Here is a 16,276-nt window from a genome sequence, read left to right on the forward strand (position 1 = left end):
CCCGCGGGCTTCGACGGGGGCTCCGAGGGGGTCTTCGGTCCGGGCGGCCGGGGTGCCTTGCAGCCTGAGGCACCCTCTCTGAACGGCCCTTCCGGCCTACTCGCCTCTTCATCGCCGCACGATCGTTCATCGGCTGTGCTCGCATTATAGGCCGGCTGCTCGCGGGGTGTCAAGCCGTTCCGGCCGTCACCGCAGCGCGGCGAGCACCGCCGCCTGCCCCAGGCCGATGGCGAAGCCCAGGATGGCGCCCAGGTACTCGATCCAGCGGAACTCGTGGCCGGCCACCTGCCAGAGGAGGCGCTCGAGCTCATCGGTGCGCAGGCGCGCCATCTGGCTCTCCACCAGGGGGGCGAGCTTCACCCGGCTCCGCAGGTCCTCGGTCAGGCGCACCCCCACCTCGTCCAGCACCAGGGCCGTCTCGCGGGCCGCGGTGGAACGGGCGTAGGTGACAAGGCCCCGCCGGATCGATTCGGGGAGGTACCGGGACCAGCCGTTGGCCAACCGCTCGTCCACCTGGCCGACCACGTGCTCCAGCACCTGCTCCCGGTAGCGGTCCAGCTCGAGGAGGGCCAGAAGCTCGTCGACGGGCAGCAGGTCCCGCTCCACCACCTCGCCCACGCTGCGGGCCAGGTCCGCCTGGCGCTTGGGCAGCAGCCCCTGGACCCGCATCCCCAGGAGAGGAATGCGCACCGGGTCACGGGGGCGGAAGATCATCCGCACCGCCAGCAGGTTGGTGATCCAGCCGATCAGCGCCCCCGCCAGGGGAAGGAGGATCCACATGGCCACCTTCGCCTGCCCCCTTTCCGCCCCGCCGCCTCCCGGCCGCGCTGGAGCGTCTGCTCAGGCGCGCGGCCGCCCGGCACCGGGGCGCGGACCCCGCGGGCCGGCACACACAGAAGGGCACCGCCTCTGCGGTGCCCTGGTGGGAAGGCAGGGACTCGAACCCTGGACCCCGTGCACGTCAAGCACGTGCTCTACCAGCTGAGCTACCTTCCCAGAAGAGATGGAGGCGGCACCCGGATTCGAACCGGGGAATAGGGGTTTTGCAGACCCCCGCCTTAGCCACTTGGCTATGCCGCCCCGCGTCTCCGGAACGCTGCCGCCGCCGTGAACGACGAAACTGGAGCGGGCGACGGGACTCGAACCCGCGACCCCAACCATGGCAAGGTTGTGCTCTACCAACTGAGCTACGCCCGCCCGCTCCTGGTGCCAAGGCCCGGAATCGAACCGGGGACACCGGGATTTTCAGTCCCGTGCTCTACCAACTGAGCTACCTTGGCGTATGGCGGAACCGACGGGACTCGAACCCGCGATCTCCGGCGTGACAGGCCGGCGTGTTAACCAGCTACACCACGGCTCCACGTCACCAAGCCAGCGAAGGCCATTATAGCATGGCTCCCCCCGGCGGTCAACGGGGGGAACCACGCGTTCTGGTGCGGGGTGAGGGGCTCGAACCCCCGACTTCTACCTTGTAAGGGTAGCGCTCTGACCAGCTGAGCTAACCCCGCCCGCGAGCCCTGATCCGGTTCACCGACCGCGTGCTCATTATAAGGGGAGCGCCCTCGGGCCGTCCAGCCCCTTCCTGCGAGCCAGTCGCCTCGCCGGTTCAGACTAGCTCCGGGAGGGTCGGCCCGTGCGCAGCATCTGGAAGGGTGCCATCAGCTTCGGCTTGCTGCACATCCCCGTCAAGCTCTACCCCGCCACCCAGGAGCGCAGGCCCCACTTCCGTCTCCTCCACCGGGAGTGCCACACGCCCGTCGAGTACCGGCGGACCTGTCCCGCGTGCGGGAAGGAGCTGGAAGGGGAGGAGATCGTCCGGGGCTACGAGCTCGCCCCAGGCTCCTTCGTCACCGTGGAAGACCGGGACCTGGACGAACTTCCCGTTCCCTCGGCCCACACCATCCGGCTCTTGAGCTTCGTGCCCATGACCGAGATCGATCCCCTCTACTACCAGAAGGGGTACTACGTCGAACCGTCGGAGGGCGGCGGGCGGGCGTACCGTCTCCTGAGCCAAGTGCTGGAGGAGTCCACCCGAGCGGGGCTGGCCCGGGTGCTGCTCCGCTCCCGGGAGTGGCTGGCGGCGGTGGCCAGCCGCGCGGGGATCCTCAGGCTCCACACCCTCTACGAGGCGGCCGAGATCCGCTCCCCGGAGGGGCTGGCCCTGGCGCCCGGCGAGGCGCCCGAGCCCCGCGAGAAGGAGCTGGCCCTCCACCTGGTGGACCAGATGACCCAGCCCTTCCGCCCCGCCGACTTCCCCAATCGGTGGCAGGAGGCCTTCGACGAGTTGCTCCGGCGGAAGCTCCAGGGTGAGGAGGCGGTGCGGCCGGCCGCGCGAGAGGCGGAGCCGGCCGTCTCGGACCTCCTTTCCGCCCTGGAGAAGAGCCTGCAGGAGCTGGAGCCGGAGCCGGCGGGAAGGGGAAACTGATGGGCGCGCTCCCGCTCCTGCGGCCCATGCTGGCCAGCCCCGGCGAGCCTCTGTCGTCCCCCGACTACCTCTACGAGGTGAAGTGGGACGGCTTCCGCTGTCTGGCCTACCTGGAGGAGGGAACGCGCCTCCTCAGCCGCCGGGGCCACCTGCTCAACGAGGCCTTCCCCGAGCTGGCCGGCCTGGACCGCTGGTTGCCCCAGGGCCAGCCGCTGATCCTGGACGGGGAGCTGGTGGTACTGGAGGGGGCACGCCCCGCCATCCACGCGCTGCAGGAGCGCCTCGCCCGGCATGGGCCCGTTCCCGGGGCGCCGCCTGCCAGCCTGGTGGTCTTCGACCTCCTCTACCTGAAGGGCCGGCCGCAGATGGATCGGCCGCTGGAGGAGCGGCGGCGCGCGCTGGAGGAGCTTCTCGCCCAGGTCGCGGCCAGGGCCCCGGTGCACCTGTCCGCGCCCCTGCCGGCCGCGGGCCGCCGGTTGCTGGAGGCGGCCTCCGCCCGGGGGTTGGAGGGCGTGATGGCCAAGCGCCTGGCCAGCCCCTACCGCCCCGGGCGTCGTTCGCCCGACTGGCTCAAGATCCGGCGCCGGCCCGGGCTGGAGGCCGCCGTGGTGGGATACACGCAGCAGGCGGGCGAGGTCCGTTCGCTCGCCATCGCCCGCCCGCAGGGGGATGGCTGGCGCTATGCGGGCCACGTGGCCAGCGGCCTCTCCCCCCGCCTGGGACGGCAGCTCCTGCCGCTCCTGGAGCGATGGCGCACCCCCCGGGCGCCCGTCCCCCTGCCGCTCCCCCGCGGGGCGCACTTCGGGCCGCCCCCCGAGGTCGGCACCCTCTGGGTGACGCCCCGGCTGGTGGTGGAGGTGGAGTACCTGGAGGTCACGTCGGCCGGGCTCCTCCGCCACCCGAGCCTCAAGGGCCTCCGGCCCGACAAGGCGCCCGAGGAGCTGAGGGATGACCGTGGCTGAGGCCGTCGAGCTGGAGGCGGGAGGGCGCCGGGTTCGCCTGACCCATCCCCGGAAGCTCCTCTGGCCGGACACCCACCCCGCGTCCCAGGGAGGCATCACCAAGCGCGAGTTCGCCCGCTACCTGCTCGAGGTGGCCCCGGCGCTGCTTCCCCACCTGGAGGGCCGCCCCCTCTCCCTGACCCGGTACCCGGACGGGATCGAGGGCAAGGCCTTCTACCAGAAGCGGACTCCCGAGACCGCGCCCGCCTGGCTCGAACGCTTCCCCGTGGCCGACGAGGAAGGCGGCCTCATCCCTTACCTGGTGGCCCGCTCGCCGTCGGACCTGGCCTGGCTCGCCCAGGTCGCGGCCCTGGAGATCCACCCCTGGCTCTCGCGCACCACCGCGCCCGATCACCCGGATCGCCTTGTCTTCGACCTGGATCCGGACCCGCCCTCGGGCCTGGAGGAGAGCCGCCGGGTGGCGCAGGTGGTCCGCCGAGGCCTGCAGGAGCTGGGCCTCCGGGGGTACCCCAAGTACTCGGGGGCCAGCGGCATCCACGTCTACCTGGCGCTGGTGCCGGGGCGCTACACCTACCGGACCACCCGCCGCTTCGTGGAGGAGCTGGGCCGGCTCGTGGCCCGGCTCGCCCCCGACCGGGTCACCCAGGAGCGCCTGGTGCGCCGGCGGGCCGGCAGGGTCTACGTGGACCACCTGCAGAACCTGAAGGGGAAGACCATCGTCGCCCCCTACGCGCCGCGCCCGCTCCCGGGCGCCCCGGTCTCCACGCCGGTCACCTGGGAGGAGCTGGCCCAGCCGGGCCACCGGCCCCTCTACCTGCGGGAGATGCCGGCCCGGCTCGCCGGCACGGGGGACCTCTTCGCCCCGCTCCTCTCAGAGCCCGCCTCCCTCGACGAGGCGCTGCGGCTGCTCGCGCCCGATGCTCTCCCCGAGCGGGAGGAGGCGCCCGCCCGGGTGTGAGCGGGCGAACCGCGCCCTGATGCCTCGAGCCCCGAGCGGGCGGGCTGGGCAGGAAATGGATCCGCCTGCCATGAATCCCATGAGCCGTTCGAGCCCAACCCTCCCCTGGGAGCGCGAGGAGGCCTCACCCGTGTACTTCGTCGGCATGAACCCAGACAACCACGTGCCTCTGGGCAACGGCCGGGTGCTGGTCTGGCTGGACCAGTACGAGAGCTACCGCCCCGTGGACCGGTTGAAGCAGGTCTTCTACCCCGACTTCGACCTCTCGTCCGCGAGCCTGGGGGACGAGGGCAACACGGTCCTGGTGAAGGACCGAGCAGAGAAGATCTGGTACGATCCCTTCGGAGTGGTGCGTGAGGCCTCGGGCCAGCTGGGCGAAGTGGTCTCCATCGACGAGACGGAGTTCGTGGAGGGGTTGGGCCTCTACCGGGTGCTCTCCCACAAGGGAAACACCGCGGTGGAGAGCCTCACCTGGGTTCCCCGGAGGGTCGACGCGGTGGTGCGGCGCTTCCAGGTGCGGACCGTCCGGGGGAACGGCTCGCAGGTGGTGATCCACCCGGTGATCCAGCTGAAGAACGCCTCGCGCCTGGGGGCCCACCTCTACCTCTCGCGCCTCTCGGAGACGGGATGGCTCGCGGTGACGTGCAAGGGGGCGGTGGATTCGGGCGCCGGGCTCATCGCGGACGTGGTGAACGACCGGCGGTTCACCAGCGGCCAGCACGGCTCCACCCCCACCCACGTCATCTTCCGCTGCGAGCAGGAGGTGCCCAGGCGCACCTTCTCCCGCCCCGTCTACCTGGTGCTGGCCTACGGGCGCAGCCGGGCCGAGGCCATCGCCGCCGTGAAGCAGGTCCTCGCCTCCCCCGACTGCCTCCTGGCCGAGACCCGGGACGAGTGGCACGGTTGGCTCGCCTCCGGCACCCTGGTGGAGACGGGCACGCCATGGCTGGATCACCTCTGGCGGGTCTCCCTCAGCCTGCTGCGCACCAGCCTGCAGGAGGACGGTCTGCCTGTCCTGGTGGGCTTCCGGCCCTACCAGGGCAACGTGTGGGTGCGCGACAGCGTCTGGATCGCACGGGCCCTGGCCGCGACGGGCCACCTGGACGAGAGCCTCCGCATCCTGCGGGCGCTGCGCGCTCTGGTGCGGGAGCGGGGCGACGGCTACCTCTACTTCGCTTACAACGGCACCATGAAGCTCCCCACCGACCACACGGTGGAGAACGACTCGGCGGGGCTGCTCCTGGCCGCCCTGGCCACGCACTGGCGCCACAGCGGAGACAGGGCCTTCCTGGCGGAGTTCGCGCCGTGGATCCGGTACCTGGCCCGTTGGATCCTGGCCCACCGGGACGGGACAGGCATGATGGCCCCCTGTGCGGGGATCTCGGAGGTCTTCGGGCCGCACCTGGGCCGCGCTTACGAGCACATGACCTGGAGCACGGGGATCTCCGCCTGGGGCTTGCTGGAGGCGGCCGGGATGCTGGAGGCGCTGCCGTCGGCGGCGGAGGCGACCGAGCTGCGCGCTGCGGCCGCCGCCCTCACCGACCGGCTGCTGCAGACTCGGCGCGACGGTGCCCTGGTCCGCTCCCTGGAAAGCCCCCGCCTGGACGCGTCCGCGCTCCTCTTCTTCCGGCACTTCCCGCTCTTGCCGGACCTGGAGGTGGCCCGGCCCACGGTAACGGCCGTGGAGGCCCGGCTCACCGACCCCTTCCTGGGCGGTGTCTGGCGCCACGAGGAGCTGGTCACCGAGGAGGGGGACCTGAAACCGTGGGTCTTCTACACCTTCGCGCTGGCCGAGGCGCACCTGCCGCTGGAGAACCTGGAGCGCTCCTGGCAGGTGGCCGCCCAGGCCCTCTCCTTCGCGAGCCACTGCGGCCTCCTGCCGGAGATGATGTACACCCACGACCTGCCCCGGGGCCTGGCCATGCCCAGCCTCTCCCAGTCCAGCTACCTCCACTACCTCCTGGGCTTTGCGGACCTCGAAGGACGCACCCTCAAGCCTCGCCCGGCGTCGCTGGACTCGTTGACCTTCCGGAACCTGGTCCACCAGGGGGCGCGCTTCGACCTGCCCGCTCAGGCCGCCGCAGCCCTGTGGCTCGAGGGCGCCCCCCCGGATCAGGGGAGCGCCCAGGCTTAGGAGGGGATGCCCCGGGAGCCCCGAGGGTCAGGCGGACCGCCGGTACTCAAGCTGCACCCGGAACTGCAGGTCGACCAGCTCGAAGGTTCGCTCCTCCACGGTAACGAAGCGGTGCAGACGCCCCCGCTCCAGCCGGGCATGGTCCTGAGTCCGGAAACACCGGAGGGTTCCCGGCCCCAGGCGCACCTGCTCGTCGATGATCGGCACCGCGGCCACCCGCCTCCCTCGCGACGGTCACGTCAGATTCTATTCCCCGGACCGGCGTGCCGGAACCCGCTGCCAAGACCAGGCCCTTACCGCCCGTCCGCCGGTACCCCTGGGCTCCTCGCGGTGATAGAATGAGGCAGGCAGGGGCGCGAAGCCACGAAAGGAGCCGACCCCCCTTGGATCCCCACACCTTCCGGCGTGCCCTCGGCCGCTTCGCCACGGGGGTGACCGTGGTCACCACCGGAACCCCCCAGGACTTTCACGGCATGACCGCCAACGCCTTCGCCTCGGTCTCGCTGGAACCGCCGCTGGTGCTGGTCTGCGTCGACCGCCGGGCCCGCACCTGCAGCCGTATTCCCCATTTCGGCGCCTTCGGCGTGAACATCCTCCAGGAGGACCAGGCCCCCCTGTCGGACCGGTTCGCCGGCCGCACCGGGACCCAGGACGGTCCCCCGCCGGCCTTCCACCTGGTGACCGCCGTCACCGGCACGCCCCTGCTGGAGGAGGCGGCGGTGCGGCTGGACTGCCGGCTCTACCAGAGCCACGCGGCCGGAGACCACGTCATCTTCGTGGGCGAGGTGCTGGAGGCCCGCCAGACCGGCGACGCCCGGCCCCTCCTCTACTACGCCGGAGGCTACCACGCCCTGGGCGCCCTGGACGAAGCCGGCCCGGGGGTCACTCCCCCTCGATGGTGACCTGCCGCCCCTGCTTCCCGGGCACCTTGGGGACCGTCACCTCCAGCACCCCGTTCCGCAGCAGCGCCCGCACGTTCTCGGCGTCCGCGTCGCCCGGCAGCGGCAGGATCCGGCGAAAGCGGCCGGCATACCGCTCGGAGCGGACGAACTGGTCCCGCTCCTCCCGGACCTCGCCCCGCCGCTCGCCCGAGATGATCACCCGATCCTCCTGGACCTCGACGTTCAGGTCCTCCCGGCGGATGCCGGGCAGGTCCAGCCGGATGACGTAGGCGTCGTCCCGCTCGACCACGTCGGCGTCGGGTCGCCAGCCCCGGAAGAAGAGGTCGCTCCGCTCCTCCAGGGGCGCCATGAGGTTCTCCATCACGTGCTCCAGCTCGTCGCGCCACCGCTCGATCTCGTTCCACGGGCGACCCCAGCGGCGGCCCCACCGCCGCCTGGGATCCCATGCGCTCAGCGACATCTTGCCTTCGCCTCCCGTCGATGTCGATCCTGGCCGCAGGGTGGATGCACCCGCTCCCATCCTGATCTTACGCCCCTGGGGCCCGGGGAGACAAGGTCTCCGGCCAGAAGGCTTCCCGGACCGCCCGCCTGCCACGCGGGCCCCGCTCGGGGCTGGCCCTCCCGCGGCCTGTAAGGTATAGTGTTCCCTGGTACCTCTTCCCGGCGAGGTCCCATGGGGCGCCTGTGCCCGCAGGGCCATGGGCGGGGCGCCCGGCCCCGGAACCGGCCGGCAGGGAGCGGAGAGCGTGGAAGCAGGCATCAGAGCCAGCGACGTCCCAAGGGCGCACGCGGCTGCGTGGATCCGGACCGCGTACCTCGGCTACTTCACCATCGGCATGCTGAGCACCGTCTTCGGGCCCCTGCTGGTGGGCGTGCGGGACCAGCTCGGTCTCACCCACGCCCAGGCCGGCCTCCTCATCACCGCGCAGTTCCTCGCGTCCATCGTGGGGCTGCTGGTGGGCGGCCCTGCGGCCGACCGGGCCGGCAAGCGACGGGTGCTGGCCTGGGCGGCCCTGCTCCTCCTGGCGGGAGCCGCGGGGGTCGGGGCGGCGGCCCGTTTCGGGCTCCTCCTCGCAGCCTTCGCGGTCCTGGGTGCGGGCTTCGGCGCGATGGACGGCACGGGCAACGCCCTGGTGAGCGACCTGGCGCCCTCCGGCCGGGCGGCGGCCCTGAACCGCCTGAACGTGATCTTCAGCACCGGAGCGCTGGCGGCCCCCTTCCTGGTGGCGCGACTCTTCTCCGCCGGTCTGGCCGGCCCCGCGGCGCGGGCGTCGGCGTATGGGGTCACGGCGCTGCTGAGCCTGCTCTTCCTCGCCCGCTCCCTGGTCCACGGCCCTCTTCCCGGCGAGCCGTCGCTGCGGCATGGTCCCGGGGGCCGTCGCACGCCCCCGTCCCCAGGCCGGGGGCCGGCCGGATCCGACCCCGCCGCCGGGCACCCCGGGTGGGCCGGTGTGGCGGAGCTCCTGAGCGACCGGGCTCTCTGGCTGATGGGGACGATCCTGCTGGCTTACGTGGCCCTGGAGGCCAGCGTGGGGAACTGGTGGGCCGCCTACCTGCACGAGGCGGTGGGGGCCGACGCGGCCACGGCCGGCGACGTGCTCACAGGATTCTTCGTGGGGGTGGCCCTGGGACGCCTGGCCACCTCCCTGGTGGTGGAGCGCCTGGGCTACGTGCGAACCCTGCTTCTGGAGGCGGCGGGCGCCGCGGCCCTCCTGCCGGCGGCGCTCCTGGCGCGCACCCCCGCCGGCGCCGCCTCGGTGGCGCTGGCTGGCTTCTTCGCGGCCGGCCTGTGGGGCACCACCCTGGCCCTGGCGGCCGAGCGCCACCCGGGGCGATCGGGCACCATCTCAGGCCTGCTCATGGCCATGGCCGCCCTGGGCTCGAGCCTCTTCCCCCTCTGGATCGGCTTCCTGGGAGACCGGGTGGGCCTGCGAGCGGGCTTCCTCACCCTGGAAGGTGTCCTGCTGCTGATGGTGGCGCTGGTGGGCCTCCTGGCGCGCGAGCTCCATGGCCGGCCGGTGGGCGGCCGCCACCGGGAGCGTGCCTAGCCGGGAGCCCTCCACCCATGCCAGGTCTTCCCCCGGGCCCTCGGCGCCGCGGCCGGCCGGCCCCTCGCCCACGAAGCCTTCCAAGAGGCGGACCCGCCAGAGACGGTGGGAGAAACGGTGGACGTATGCGAGCCGCTCGGCCCCCACCCGGACCGGCTGGCCCAGGAGCCCCTCCAGGGCCCGGGCCAGCGCCTCCTGGGGCGGGCGGTCGCCGGGGTCCGCCTCGATCCCGGGCAGCTCCCAGAAGCCTGCCAGCAGGCCTTCCGCGGGCCGGCGCCGCACCAGCACCCGGCCGTCCCGGCAGATCAGCGCCAGGACCAGCTCTACCTCGCGCACGGGGGCCCGCCGGCGGGGCGGCGGGATCCGGTGGACCAGGCCCGCCTCCCGCGCCCGGCAGAACCGCTCCACGGGACACGCGGAGCAGGCGGCGCTTCCGCCCGGAAGACAGACCCGGGCTCCCAGCTCCATGATCGCCTGGTTCCACTCTCCGGGCGCCTCCCCGGGGACCAGCCAGGCGGCGAGCGCGTCCACCGCCGCCCGGGCACCCGGCGCGCCGGGCGCCGCCTCCAGTGCGGCCCACCGGGAGAGCACCCGTACGGCGTTGCCGTCCACGGCCGGTAGGCGGTGGCCAAAAGCGATGCTCATGACGGCCCCGGCGGTGTAGGGGCCCACGCCGGGCAGGCGGCGGAACCGCTCCGGATCGTCCGGTACACCCCGTCCCTCGGCGGCCAGCTCTGCGGCGGCGCTCCGGAAGAGCCGGGCGCGCCGGTAGAAGCCGAGGCCCTCCCAGGCTTTCAGGACGTCCACCTCGCCGCTGGCGGCCAGGGAAGCCAGGTCCGGAAAGCGCTCGAGGAAGCGATGGTAGTAGGGGACGACCGTCTCCACCTGGGTCTGCTGGAGCATCACTTCCGAAAGCCAGACGCGGTAAGGATCCCGGGTGGACCGCCAGGGGAGGTCGCGCCGGCTTGCCCGGTACCACGCGAGCAGGTGGTCCCACAGGGCGGCCCGCCAACGGTCCGGGTCCTGGACGGCCGCGCGGGCCAGGGGCGGGGCTTGAGGCGAGGAAGCGCCTGAAGCCCCGGCCGGCCCCGCATCCGCCCGGGCACGCCTCACCCCGCCCCGCCCCCGGCGGGCGGAACCCCGGTCGGCGGTTCTCCGCCCTCGGCGCTCGCCGCCACCCGGCTGAACCACGGAATCAGCCCCGACTCCCAGGCCGCCTTGCCCAGCACGATCAGGAGCGGGGCCAGGAGGAAACCCGCCAGCCCGAAAAGGGTGGCCGAGAGGTAGAGCCCGGCCAGGGTGAGAAGGGGGTGGACGCCCAGAGACTCCCCCACCACCCGGGCCTCCACCATCTGGCGCACCCCGCTGGCCACCAGGTAGAGGACCACGACGCCCGCGCCCAGACCCACCTCCCCGGTCAAGAGCGCGTAGAGACCCCAGGGCACGTAGAGAAGCCCCGGACCCAGGACCGGCAGGACGTCCAGCATGCCCCCCACCAGACCCAGAACCAGCCACTGGTTGACCCCGATCACCAGGAGCCCGGCCATGGAGACCCCCGTGGTGATCGCGATCAGGACGAGCTGGGCCCGCACGTAGCGGAGCGCATCCGCCCAGAGCCGGGCGGGGACCTCGCGCAGGAGCTGGCGATGCCGCCGGGGGATCAGGCGCAGGACGGCCGCCTTCACCAGGTCCCAGTCGCGGCTGACGAAGTAGGTGGCGATGAGGGCCACCGCCAGCACCCCCAGGATGACGGGGACGGCCGTCACCAGCCCCAAGAGCGCCTGGCCGGCGCTGAAGAACGCCGACTCCAGGGCACCCAGGACGCTCTGGGTGTTCTCCCGGGCCAGCTCGATCACCGTGGGCGGCAGCAGGACGTACCAGTGGTTCACCCACGCCAGGAGCCGGTCCAGCTGCTGCTGCAGGATCTCCTGGTAAAGGGGGAAGCTTTGGAGGGCATCGTTCACCTGGGCCGCCACCAGCAGGGCCAGGCCGGCGGTGAGCCCGCCCATCACCAGGAGCACCAGGGTGAGGCTGAGCAGGACGGCCAGGGGCCGGGGAAGGCGCAGGCCCCCGCTCAGCCGGCGGACCAGGGGGTGGAGGACGGCGCTGGCCACCGCGGCCAGCACGAAGGGAGCCAGGGCCACGATCAGCCGGGCTCCGAAGACGTACCAGGCGCCCACCACCAGCGCGACGATCCAGATAGGCCGCACCGCCATCCCCCTCCGGCCGGGTCGCTCCCGGACGAGGGACAGGGTTCGCCCCCGGCGCGCGCGACACCTTCCAGCGGGGAAACGAAGGAGATCGTGAGGACGTCGAGAACAGTACCACGACCTCAAGCGGGGTGGGTGAAACCATGTCGAGACTGGCGATCCTCAGCGCGGGCGGCGACTGCCCGGGCATCAACGCCGTGATCCGGGCCGTGGCCAAGACGGCCGACCAGCGGGGCTGGGAAGTGGTCGGCTTCCGCAACGGTTACCGGGGGGCGGTGGAGAACGACTTCCTCATGCTGGGCCCCGAGGAGACGGCGGGGCTCCTTCCCCGGGGCGGAACCGTCCTGGGGACCGACAACCGCTACGACCCATCGGACTTCCCCGTGGAGGAGGATGGGCGGGTCGTACGCCGGGACCTCTCCCAGCAGGTGGCCGACAACCTGCAGCGGCTGGACGTTCAGGGCCTCATCGCGATCGGCGGCGACGGCACCATGGCCGTCACCCGCAAGCTCATCGAGAAGGTGGGGCTCAAGGCCATCTGCGTCCCCAAGACCATCGACAACGACCTGCCCTCCACCGACCAGACCTTCGGCTTCGATACGGCGGTGCGGACGGCCACCGATGCCCTGGACAAGCTGCACACCACGGCCGAGTCGCACCACCGGGTGATGGTGCTCGAGCTGATGGGACGCTACGCGGGGTGGATCGCCCTCTACACCGGCCTTTCCGGCGGGGCCGACGTCATCCTCATCCCGGAGATCCGCTGGGATCCGGACGTGGTCGCGCGCAAGATCCTGGAGCGCCGGGCCCGGGGGCGTCTCTTCAGCGTGGTGGTGGTGGCCGAGGGTACCCTCACCCCCGAGGGCGAGCGCGTCGTTCAGCGCCGGGTGCCGGACAGCCACGAGCAGATCCGCCTGGGCGGCATCGGCCAGCTGGTGGGTGAGCTCATCGAGGAGAAGACGGGCATCGAGACCCGGGTGACCATCCTGGGTCACATCCAGCGCGGGGGCAGCCCTTCCCCCTACGACCGCATGCTGGCCACCCGGCTGGGCGTGGCTGCGGGGGAGTTGGCCCTGGAAGGCCGCTATGGCAACCTGGTGGCCCTGCGACAGGGAACCATCCAGGCGGTCCCGCTGGACCAGGTGGAGACAGGCATCCGTACCGTCCGTCCCGACGGCCCGGAGGTGGAGGCGGCCCGGGCCATCGGCATCTGCTTCGGCGACCGCTAGGCGGCATCCCTCCCGCCGGGCCCGGGCCCCCTTCGGCCCGGGCCCGGCGGGGAACCCATGGTTGGGTGCTCTAGCCCACGGGTGGGTGCTCTGGTGTATACTTGGAGCAGGGGCTCTATTGTCCGGGGATCCGGCAGGGGTCGTGGCCTTGCGCCGGAGGCTGGCCGCCTGGCTTCGCTCGGAAGGATACACCTCCGATCCGCGGATCGTGGCCGCCTTCGCGGCGGTGCCCCGGCATTGGTTCCTCCGCAGCTTCTACCTCCCAGGCGATCCTTCTTTCGCGCCCGTCCGGTTCGATCCCGCCGACCCGGACCCTGACCTCCTCCGGGCCGTCTACACCAACCAGGCCCTGGTGACCCGCCTGGAGAAAGGGGTTCCGGTCTCCTCGTCGTCGGAGCCCGCGGTGATGGCGGTGATGCTGGAAGCCCTCGCGGCCGCGCCCGGGGAGCGGGTGCTGGAGGTGGGCACCGGCACCGGCTACAACGCGGCCCTCCTCGCCTTCCTGGTGGGCGTTGAGGGCCGGGTGGTCTCCCTGGACATCTCCGAGGCTGTCGCGAGCGAGGCCGCTGGCGCCCTCCAGGAGGGCGGGTTCCACCAGGTGGAGGTGCACGCGGCCGACGGCCGCGCGGGCTGGCCTGGCCAGGCTCCCTACGATCGGATCATCGTCACGGCCGCGAGCCGCCTGCACCGCGCATGGGTCGGGCAGCTCAGGGACGGCGGTACCCTGGTCCTGCCCTTCGCGGTGGAACCAGGCTCCGCGCCGATCCTGGGGCTTCGCCGGGAAGGAGTTCGCCTCCACGGCCGCTTCGGCCTCTACGCCCACTTCATGCCGCTGCGCGGGGACCCGGTCTGCTGCCGGCGCGGGGCCGCCCTCCCGCTGACGCCCGCGTCGCAGCCGGGCCTCGACGGCACCGACCTTGCGGACCTGTGGGACATCGGGCTCTTCCTGGCTTTGGAGCTTCCCCGCTCGTTCGCCTGGGTGCTGGCGCCGGACGGCCTGCGCGTGCCGGCCATCCGGACCGAGGGGGGCACGGCGGCCTGGGCCCCCGGCGCCCTCCTCACCGCGGGGCGGCGTCCCCCGGTGCAGACCCTCGCGTGGCTCCTGGAACGGTGGACGCGCCTGGGGCGTCCCAGGCTGGGCGATTACGTCGCCGAGGCCTGGGTAGGGCGTCCACCCCCCGCCCCGCCCGCCCGCATGTGGCTTCTTCCCGGTGATCCGGCCATCTCGCTCCACCTCGCCTGAACCAGCATTCCCCTTAGTTTCCAGAAGGTGCAAGGGCCTCCGCGTCAAAGTTTTCCTCCGCTCCCAGCGGGTTCCACGCCCGTTTCACCCAGCATCGAAGGAGGATCCATGTGAGACCACGCGTTTCCCTCGCTGCAGCCTTCCTGGCCCTGGCCTTGACATGGCCCGCTGCTCCGGTCGGAGCGCAGGGCTACCGCATCCAACCCGGCGACAGCCTCTACCTGATCGCACAGCGCTTCGGCACCACGGTGGACAGGCTCCGCCAGGCCAACAACCTCTGGACCACCAGCGAGATCCGGGCCGGAGGGTGGCTCGCCCTCCCCGGCGGGCTCAACCGCGCGTACACGGTACAGCCCGGCGACTCGCTCTTCATCGTCGCCCAGAAGACGGGCACCACGGTGGAGGAGTTGCGTCGTCTCAACAACCTCTGGGGAACCGACGAGATCTGGGCGGGCCAGGTGCTGGCCGTCCCCACCGCTCCCTCCCCGCCTCCTGCCCCCGAGCCTCCGGCACCCCGGGTGCGGCTGAGCCCTGAGGAGCTGGACCTGCTCAGCCGGCTGGTCACGGCCGAGGCCGAAGGCGAGGCGTACGCGGGGCAGGTGGCCGTAGCCGCCACGGTCCTCAACCGGGTGCTCGACCCCCGCTACCCCAACACCGTCTGGGACGTGGTCTACCAGTACTGGCAGGGGATCCCCCAGTTCAGCCCGGTGGCCGACGGCCGCATCAACCTCCCCGCCAGCCCCGTGGCCCGCCAGGCGGTCGCGGAGGCCCTCACCGGCAAGGATCCGGCCAGCGGCGCGCTGGGCTTCTACAATCCCCTGAAGACCTCGAACGCGTGGGTGCGGTCGCAGCCCGTGACGGCCGCGATCGGCAACCACCTCTTCTTCACCGTGCCCTGATGGGCCGGGGCGGGAGGATGGCCGGGCCCCGGGCCTCCCGGGACAGGCGGTGCGAGCGGCGGGCCGGGATCCCCGCCCGCCGCCCGCGTGCTGCAGGCCGGGCTACCGCCCGGTGGCGGCGGTGCCCTCCTGCCTCTCCTCCAGAGGAGCCTCCTCCACGGGCACGAAGCGGTCCCGCACCCGGGCCATGATCTCGGGCATGGTGGTGTACTCCATCTCGTCCAGGGGCAGCCGGTGCGGCTCGAAGGGTCCCATGCTCCGCATCATCTCCGCCATCTCCCCCGCCTGCCTCCGGGCCGGGTCGAAGGCCACGTCCGCGAAGAGGTCCCTGGGCCCCACCAGCCTCCCCCGGTTGAGCTGGAAGCCGTAGCAGGCCACCCGCGGCGGCCCGTCGAAGCGGCTCGCCACCGCATCCCGGAAGCCCACGGGCATGATGGGCCCCACGTGGCTCCCCCGCATCCAGCCCCCCACCAGGTGCGGCCGGGCGAAGGCCTCCAGGATCTCCCCCACCGCCGGGAAGCCGCTCTGGGCCCGCACGATCATCACCGGGTCGTCCTTGCCCACGTAGCGCCCCGCCATCAGCGAGAGCTTCTGGGTGGAGGTGGCCGCCACCACCTCCTCGTCCTGGGCCCGCAGCACCCTGCGCACCACGTAATGGCTCGGCGCCCCGATGAACATCAAAAGGTCGTAGCTCTCCTCCGGGGTCTTGAAGCGGGCCGCCTGGTCCGCCTTCAGGTCCAGGATCTCGAAGACGAAGCCGTCGTGCATCTTGGGGTCGATCACGAGCCCCGGGGTGTTGAAGGGGTCGGCGAAGATGCGGTAGAGGGGGAGGTTCCAGGCGCCGGGCTCGGTCTTGTCGGCCAGGAAGACCAAAACCGGCTCGCTGGGCCGCTCGTCGATCTCCATCTCGGCGATGCCCGGGCCCAGGCCCTTCAGGTTGCCCGAGAAGGCATCGGAGAGCAAGTCCTGCCCGGCGCCGTAGAGCTTCAGCCGCTTGGCCACGTCGGTGGTCTGCTGGAAGACCTCCCAGGCCACGCGGTGGATCGCCTCGCTCTCCGCCCCCCGGGTGTGGCTCAGGATGAGGGCCACATCGTCCCCCACCTGCCCCACGCAGAAGTCCAGGAGGGTTCCGTCCTCCTTCTTCCCCTTCAAGAGCGTTTCGGCCGCCTCCACCAGGTCCGGGTGCGTGGCCGAGTGGCCCACGTACCCGCCCGTGTCGGCCTTGAGGACGCTCAGGGTCGCCAACGGTCCGACCTCCTCGTGAGA

At 72.3% G+C, this 16,276-nt stretch carries 14 protein-coding genes, 6 tRNA genes and 1 pseudogene; 9 read left to right on the forward strand and 12 right to left on the reverse strand.

The annotated features are described in order from the left end of the window. Positions 1-186: 186 nt before the first annotated feature. The 7 genes from LIP_RS11705 to LIP_RS11735 form a co-directional block, all read right to left on the reverse strand. Positions 187-780 carry a DUF445 domain-containing protein gene (locus LIP_RS11705; protein WP_068138550.1) on the reverse strand — a complete coding sequence of 198 codons (594 nt, stop codon included), beginning with the start codon at positions 778-780 and terminating at the stop codon, positions 187-189. A gap of 140 nt (positions 781-920) precedes the next feature. Further along, a tRNA-Val gene (locus tag LIP_RS11710) sits at positions 921-996 on the reverse strand. 8 nt (positions 997-1,004) lie between these two features. After that, positions 1,005-1,080: transfer RNA gene (locus LIP_RS11715), tRNA-Cys, on the reverse strand. A gap of 41 nt (positions 1,081-1,121) precedes the next feature. Further along, positions 1,122-1,197: transfer RNA gene (locus LIP_RS11720), tRNA-Gly, on the reverse strand. A 7-nt stretch (positions 1,198-1,204) separates the two neighbouring features. Then, positions 1,205-1,280 (reverse strand) — tRNA-Phe (locus LIP_RS11725). A gap of 3 nt (positions 1,281-1,283) precedes the next feature. After that, a tRNA-Asp gene (locus LIP_RS11730) sits at positions 1,284-1,360 on the reverse strand. A 71-nt stretch (positions 1,361-1,431) separates the two neighbouring features. Further along, positions 1,432-1,508: transfer RNA gene (locus LIP_RS11735), tRNA-Val, on the reverse strand. A gap of 125 nt (positions 1,509-1,633) precedes the next feature. Between LIP_RS11735 and ku the strand changes: the two genes are divergently transcribed. From ku to LIP_RS11755, 4 genes are all read left to right on the forward strand, one after another. Continuing rightward, the gene (gene ku, locus LIP_RS11740; protein ID WP_068138552.1) at positions 1,634-2,425 is read left to right on the forward strand and encodes a non-homologous end joining protein Ku; all 792 of its coding nucleotides are present in this window, start codon (positions 1,634-1,636) and stop codon (positions 2,423-2,425) included. Next, the gene (gene ligD, locus LIP_RS11745; protein WP_068138555.1) at positions 2,425-3,387 is read left to right on the forward strand and encodes a non-homologous end-joining DNA ligase; all 963 of its coding nucleotides are present in this window, start codon (positions 2,425-2,427) and stop codon (positions 3,385-3,387) included. Before ku ends, ligD (LIP_RS11745) begins: the two co-directional genes overlap by 1 nt. Next, positions 3,374-4,345 (forward strand): non-homologous end-joining DNA ligase, encoded by a 972-nt coding sequence (ligD, locus tag LIP_RS11750; RefSeq protein ID WP_068138558.1) that lies wholly within the window; start codon positions 3,374-3,376, stop codon positions 4,343-4,345. Before ligD (LIP_RS11745) ends, ligD (LIP_RS11750) begins: the two co-directional genes overlap by 14 nt. A 130-nt stretch (positions 4,346-4,475) precedes the next feature. Next, on the forward strand, positions 4,476-6,479 hold the full coding sequence (locus LIP_RS11755) for a glycoside hydrolase family 15 protein (RefSeq protein ID WP_068138562.1): 2,004 nt from the start codon (positions 4,476-4,478) through the stop codon (positions 6,477-6,479). Between the two features lie 27 nt (positions 6,480-6,506). Here LIP_RS11755 and LIP_RS11760 read toward each other — a convergent pair whose 3' ends face one another. Next, the gene (locus LIP_RS11760) at positions 6,507-6,695 is read right to left on the reverse strand and encodes a hypothetical protein (RefSeq protein WP_068138564.1); all 189 of its coding nucleotides are present in this window, start codon (positions 6,693-6,695) and stop codon (positions 6,507-6,509) included. 167 nt (positions 6,696-6,862) lie between these two features. On the opposite strand from LIP_RS11760, the gene LIP_RS11765 reads away from it, so the two are divergent. Further along, on the forward strand, positions 6,863-7,381 hold the full coding sequence (locus LIP_RS11765; protein ID WP_068138568.1) for a flavin reductase family protein: 519 nt from the start codon (positions 6,863-6,865) through the stop codon (positions 7,379-7,381). Here the strand turns inward: LIP_RS11765 and LIP_RS18990 are convergent. After that, positions 7,362-7,841 carry an Hsp20/alpha crystallin family protein gene (locus tag LIP_RS18990; protein ID WP_068138571.1) on the reverse strand — a complete coding sequence of 160 codons (480 nt, stop codon included), beginning with the start codon at positions 7,839-7,841 and terminating at the stop codon, positions 7,362-7,364. The genes LIP_RS11765 and LIP_RS18990 overlap by 20 nt on opposite strands. A gap of 238 nt (positions 7,842-8,079) precedes the next feature. On the opposite strand from LIP_RS18990, the pseudogene LIP_RS19640 reads away from it, so the two are divergent. Then, positions 8,080-9,324: pseudogene (locus tag LIP_RS19640) on the forward strand (MFS transporter); the annotation flags it as partial. Here the strand turns inward: LIP_RS19640 and LIP_RS17970 are convergent. Next, positions 9,229-10,542 carry an A/G-specific adenine glycosylase gene (locus LIP_RS17970; RefSeq protein ID WP_144440463.1) on the reverse strand — a complete coding sequence of 438 codons (1,314 nt, stop codon included), beginning with the start codon at positions 10,540-10,542 and terminating at the stop codon, positions 9,229-9,231. The pseudogene LIP_RS19640 and the gene LIP_RS17970 sit on opposite strands and share 96 nt — an antisense overlap. Next, complete coding sequence (ytvI, locus tag LIP_RS11785; RefSeq protein WP_068138579.1) at positions 10,539-11,645, reverse strand: sporulation integral membrane protein YtvI; 1,107 nt, start codon at positions 11,643-11,645, stop codon at positions 10,539-10,541. Before ytvI ends, LIP_RS17970 begins: the two co-directional genes overlap by 4 nt. Before the next feature lie 137 nt (positions 11,646-11,782). Here ytvI and LIP_RS11790 point away from each other — a divergent pair, with 137 nt between their 5' ends. The 3 genes from LIP_RS11790 (at position 11,783) to LIP_RS11800 (ending at position 15,010) form a co-directional block, all read left to right on the forward strand. Continuing rightward, on the forward strand, positions 11,783-12,868 hold the full coding sequence (locus LIP_RS11790) for a 6-phosphofructokinase (protein ID WP_068138582.1): 1,086 nt from the start codon (positions 11,783-11,785) through the stop codon (positions 12,866-12,868). 148 nt (positions 12,869-13,016) lie between these two features. Beyond that, on the forward strand, positions 13,017-14,111 hold the full coding sequence (locus LIP_RS11795; RefSeq protein WP_158509670.1) for a protein-L-isoaspartate O-methyltransferase family protein: 1,095 nt from the start codon (positions 13,017-13,019) through the stop codon (positions 14,109-14,111). Positions 14,112-14,221: 110 nt separating this feature from the next. Then, on the forward strand, positions 14,222-15,010 hold the full coding sequence (locus tag LIP_RS11800; protein WP_068138589.1) for a LysM peptidoglycan-binding domain-containing protein: 789 nt from the start codon (positions 14,222-14,224) through the stop codon (positions 15,008-15,010). Between the two features lie 102 nt (positions 15,011-15,112). On the opposite strand, the gene fbp is transcribed toward LIP_RS11800, so the two are convergent. Then, entirely contained in the window at positions 15,113-16,255 is a 1,143-nt protein-coding gene (gene fbp / locus LIP_RS11805) for a fructose-1,6-bisphosphate aldolase/phosphatase (protein WP_068138594.1), read from the reverse strand. Between the last annotated feature and the right edge of the window lie 21 nt (positions 16,256-16,276).

Source organism: Limnochorda pilosa (assembly GCF_001544015.1).
GTDB classification, from domain to species: Bacteria; Bacillota; Limnochordia; order Limnochordales; family Limnochordaceae; genus Limnochorda; species Limnochorda pilosa.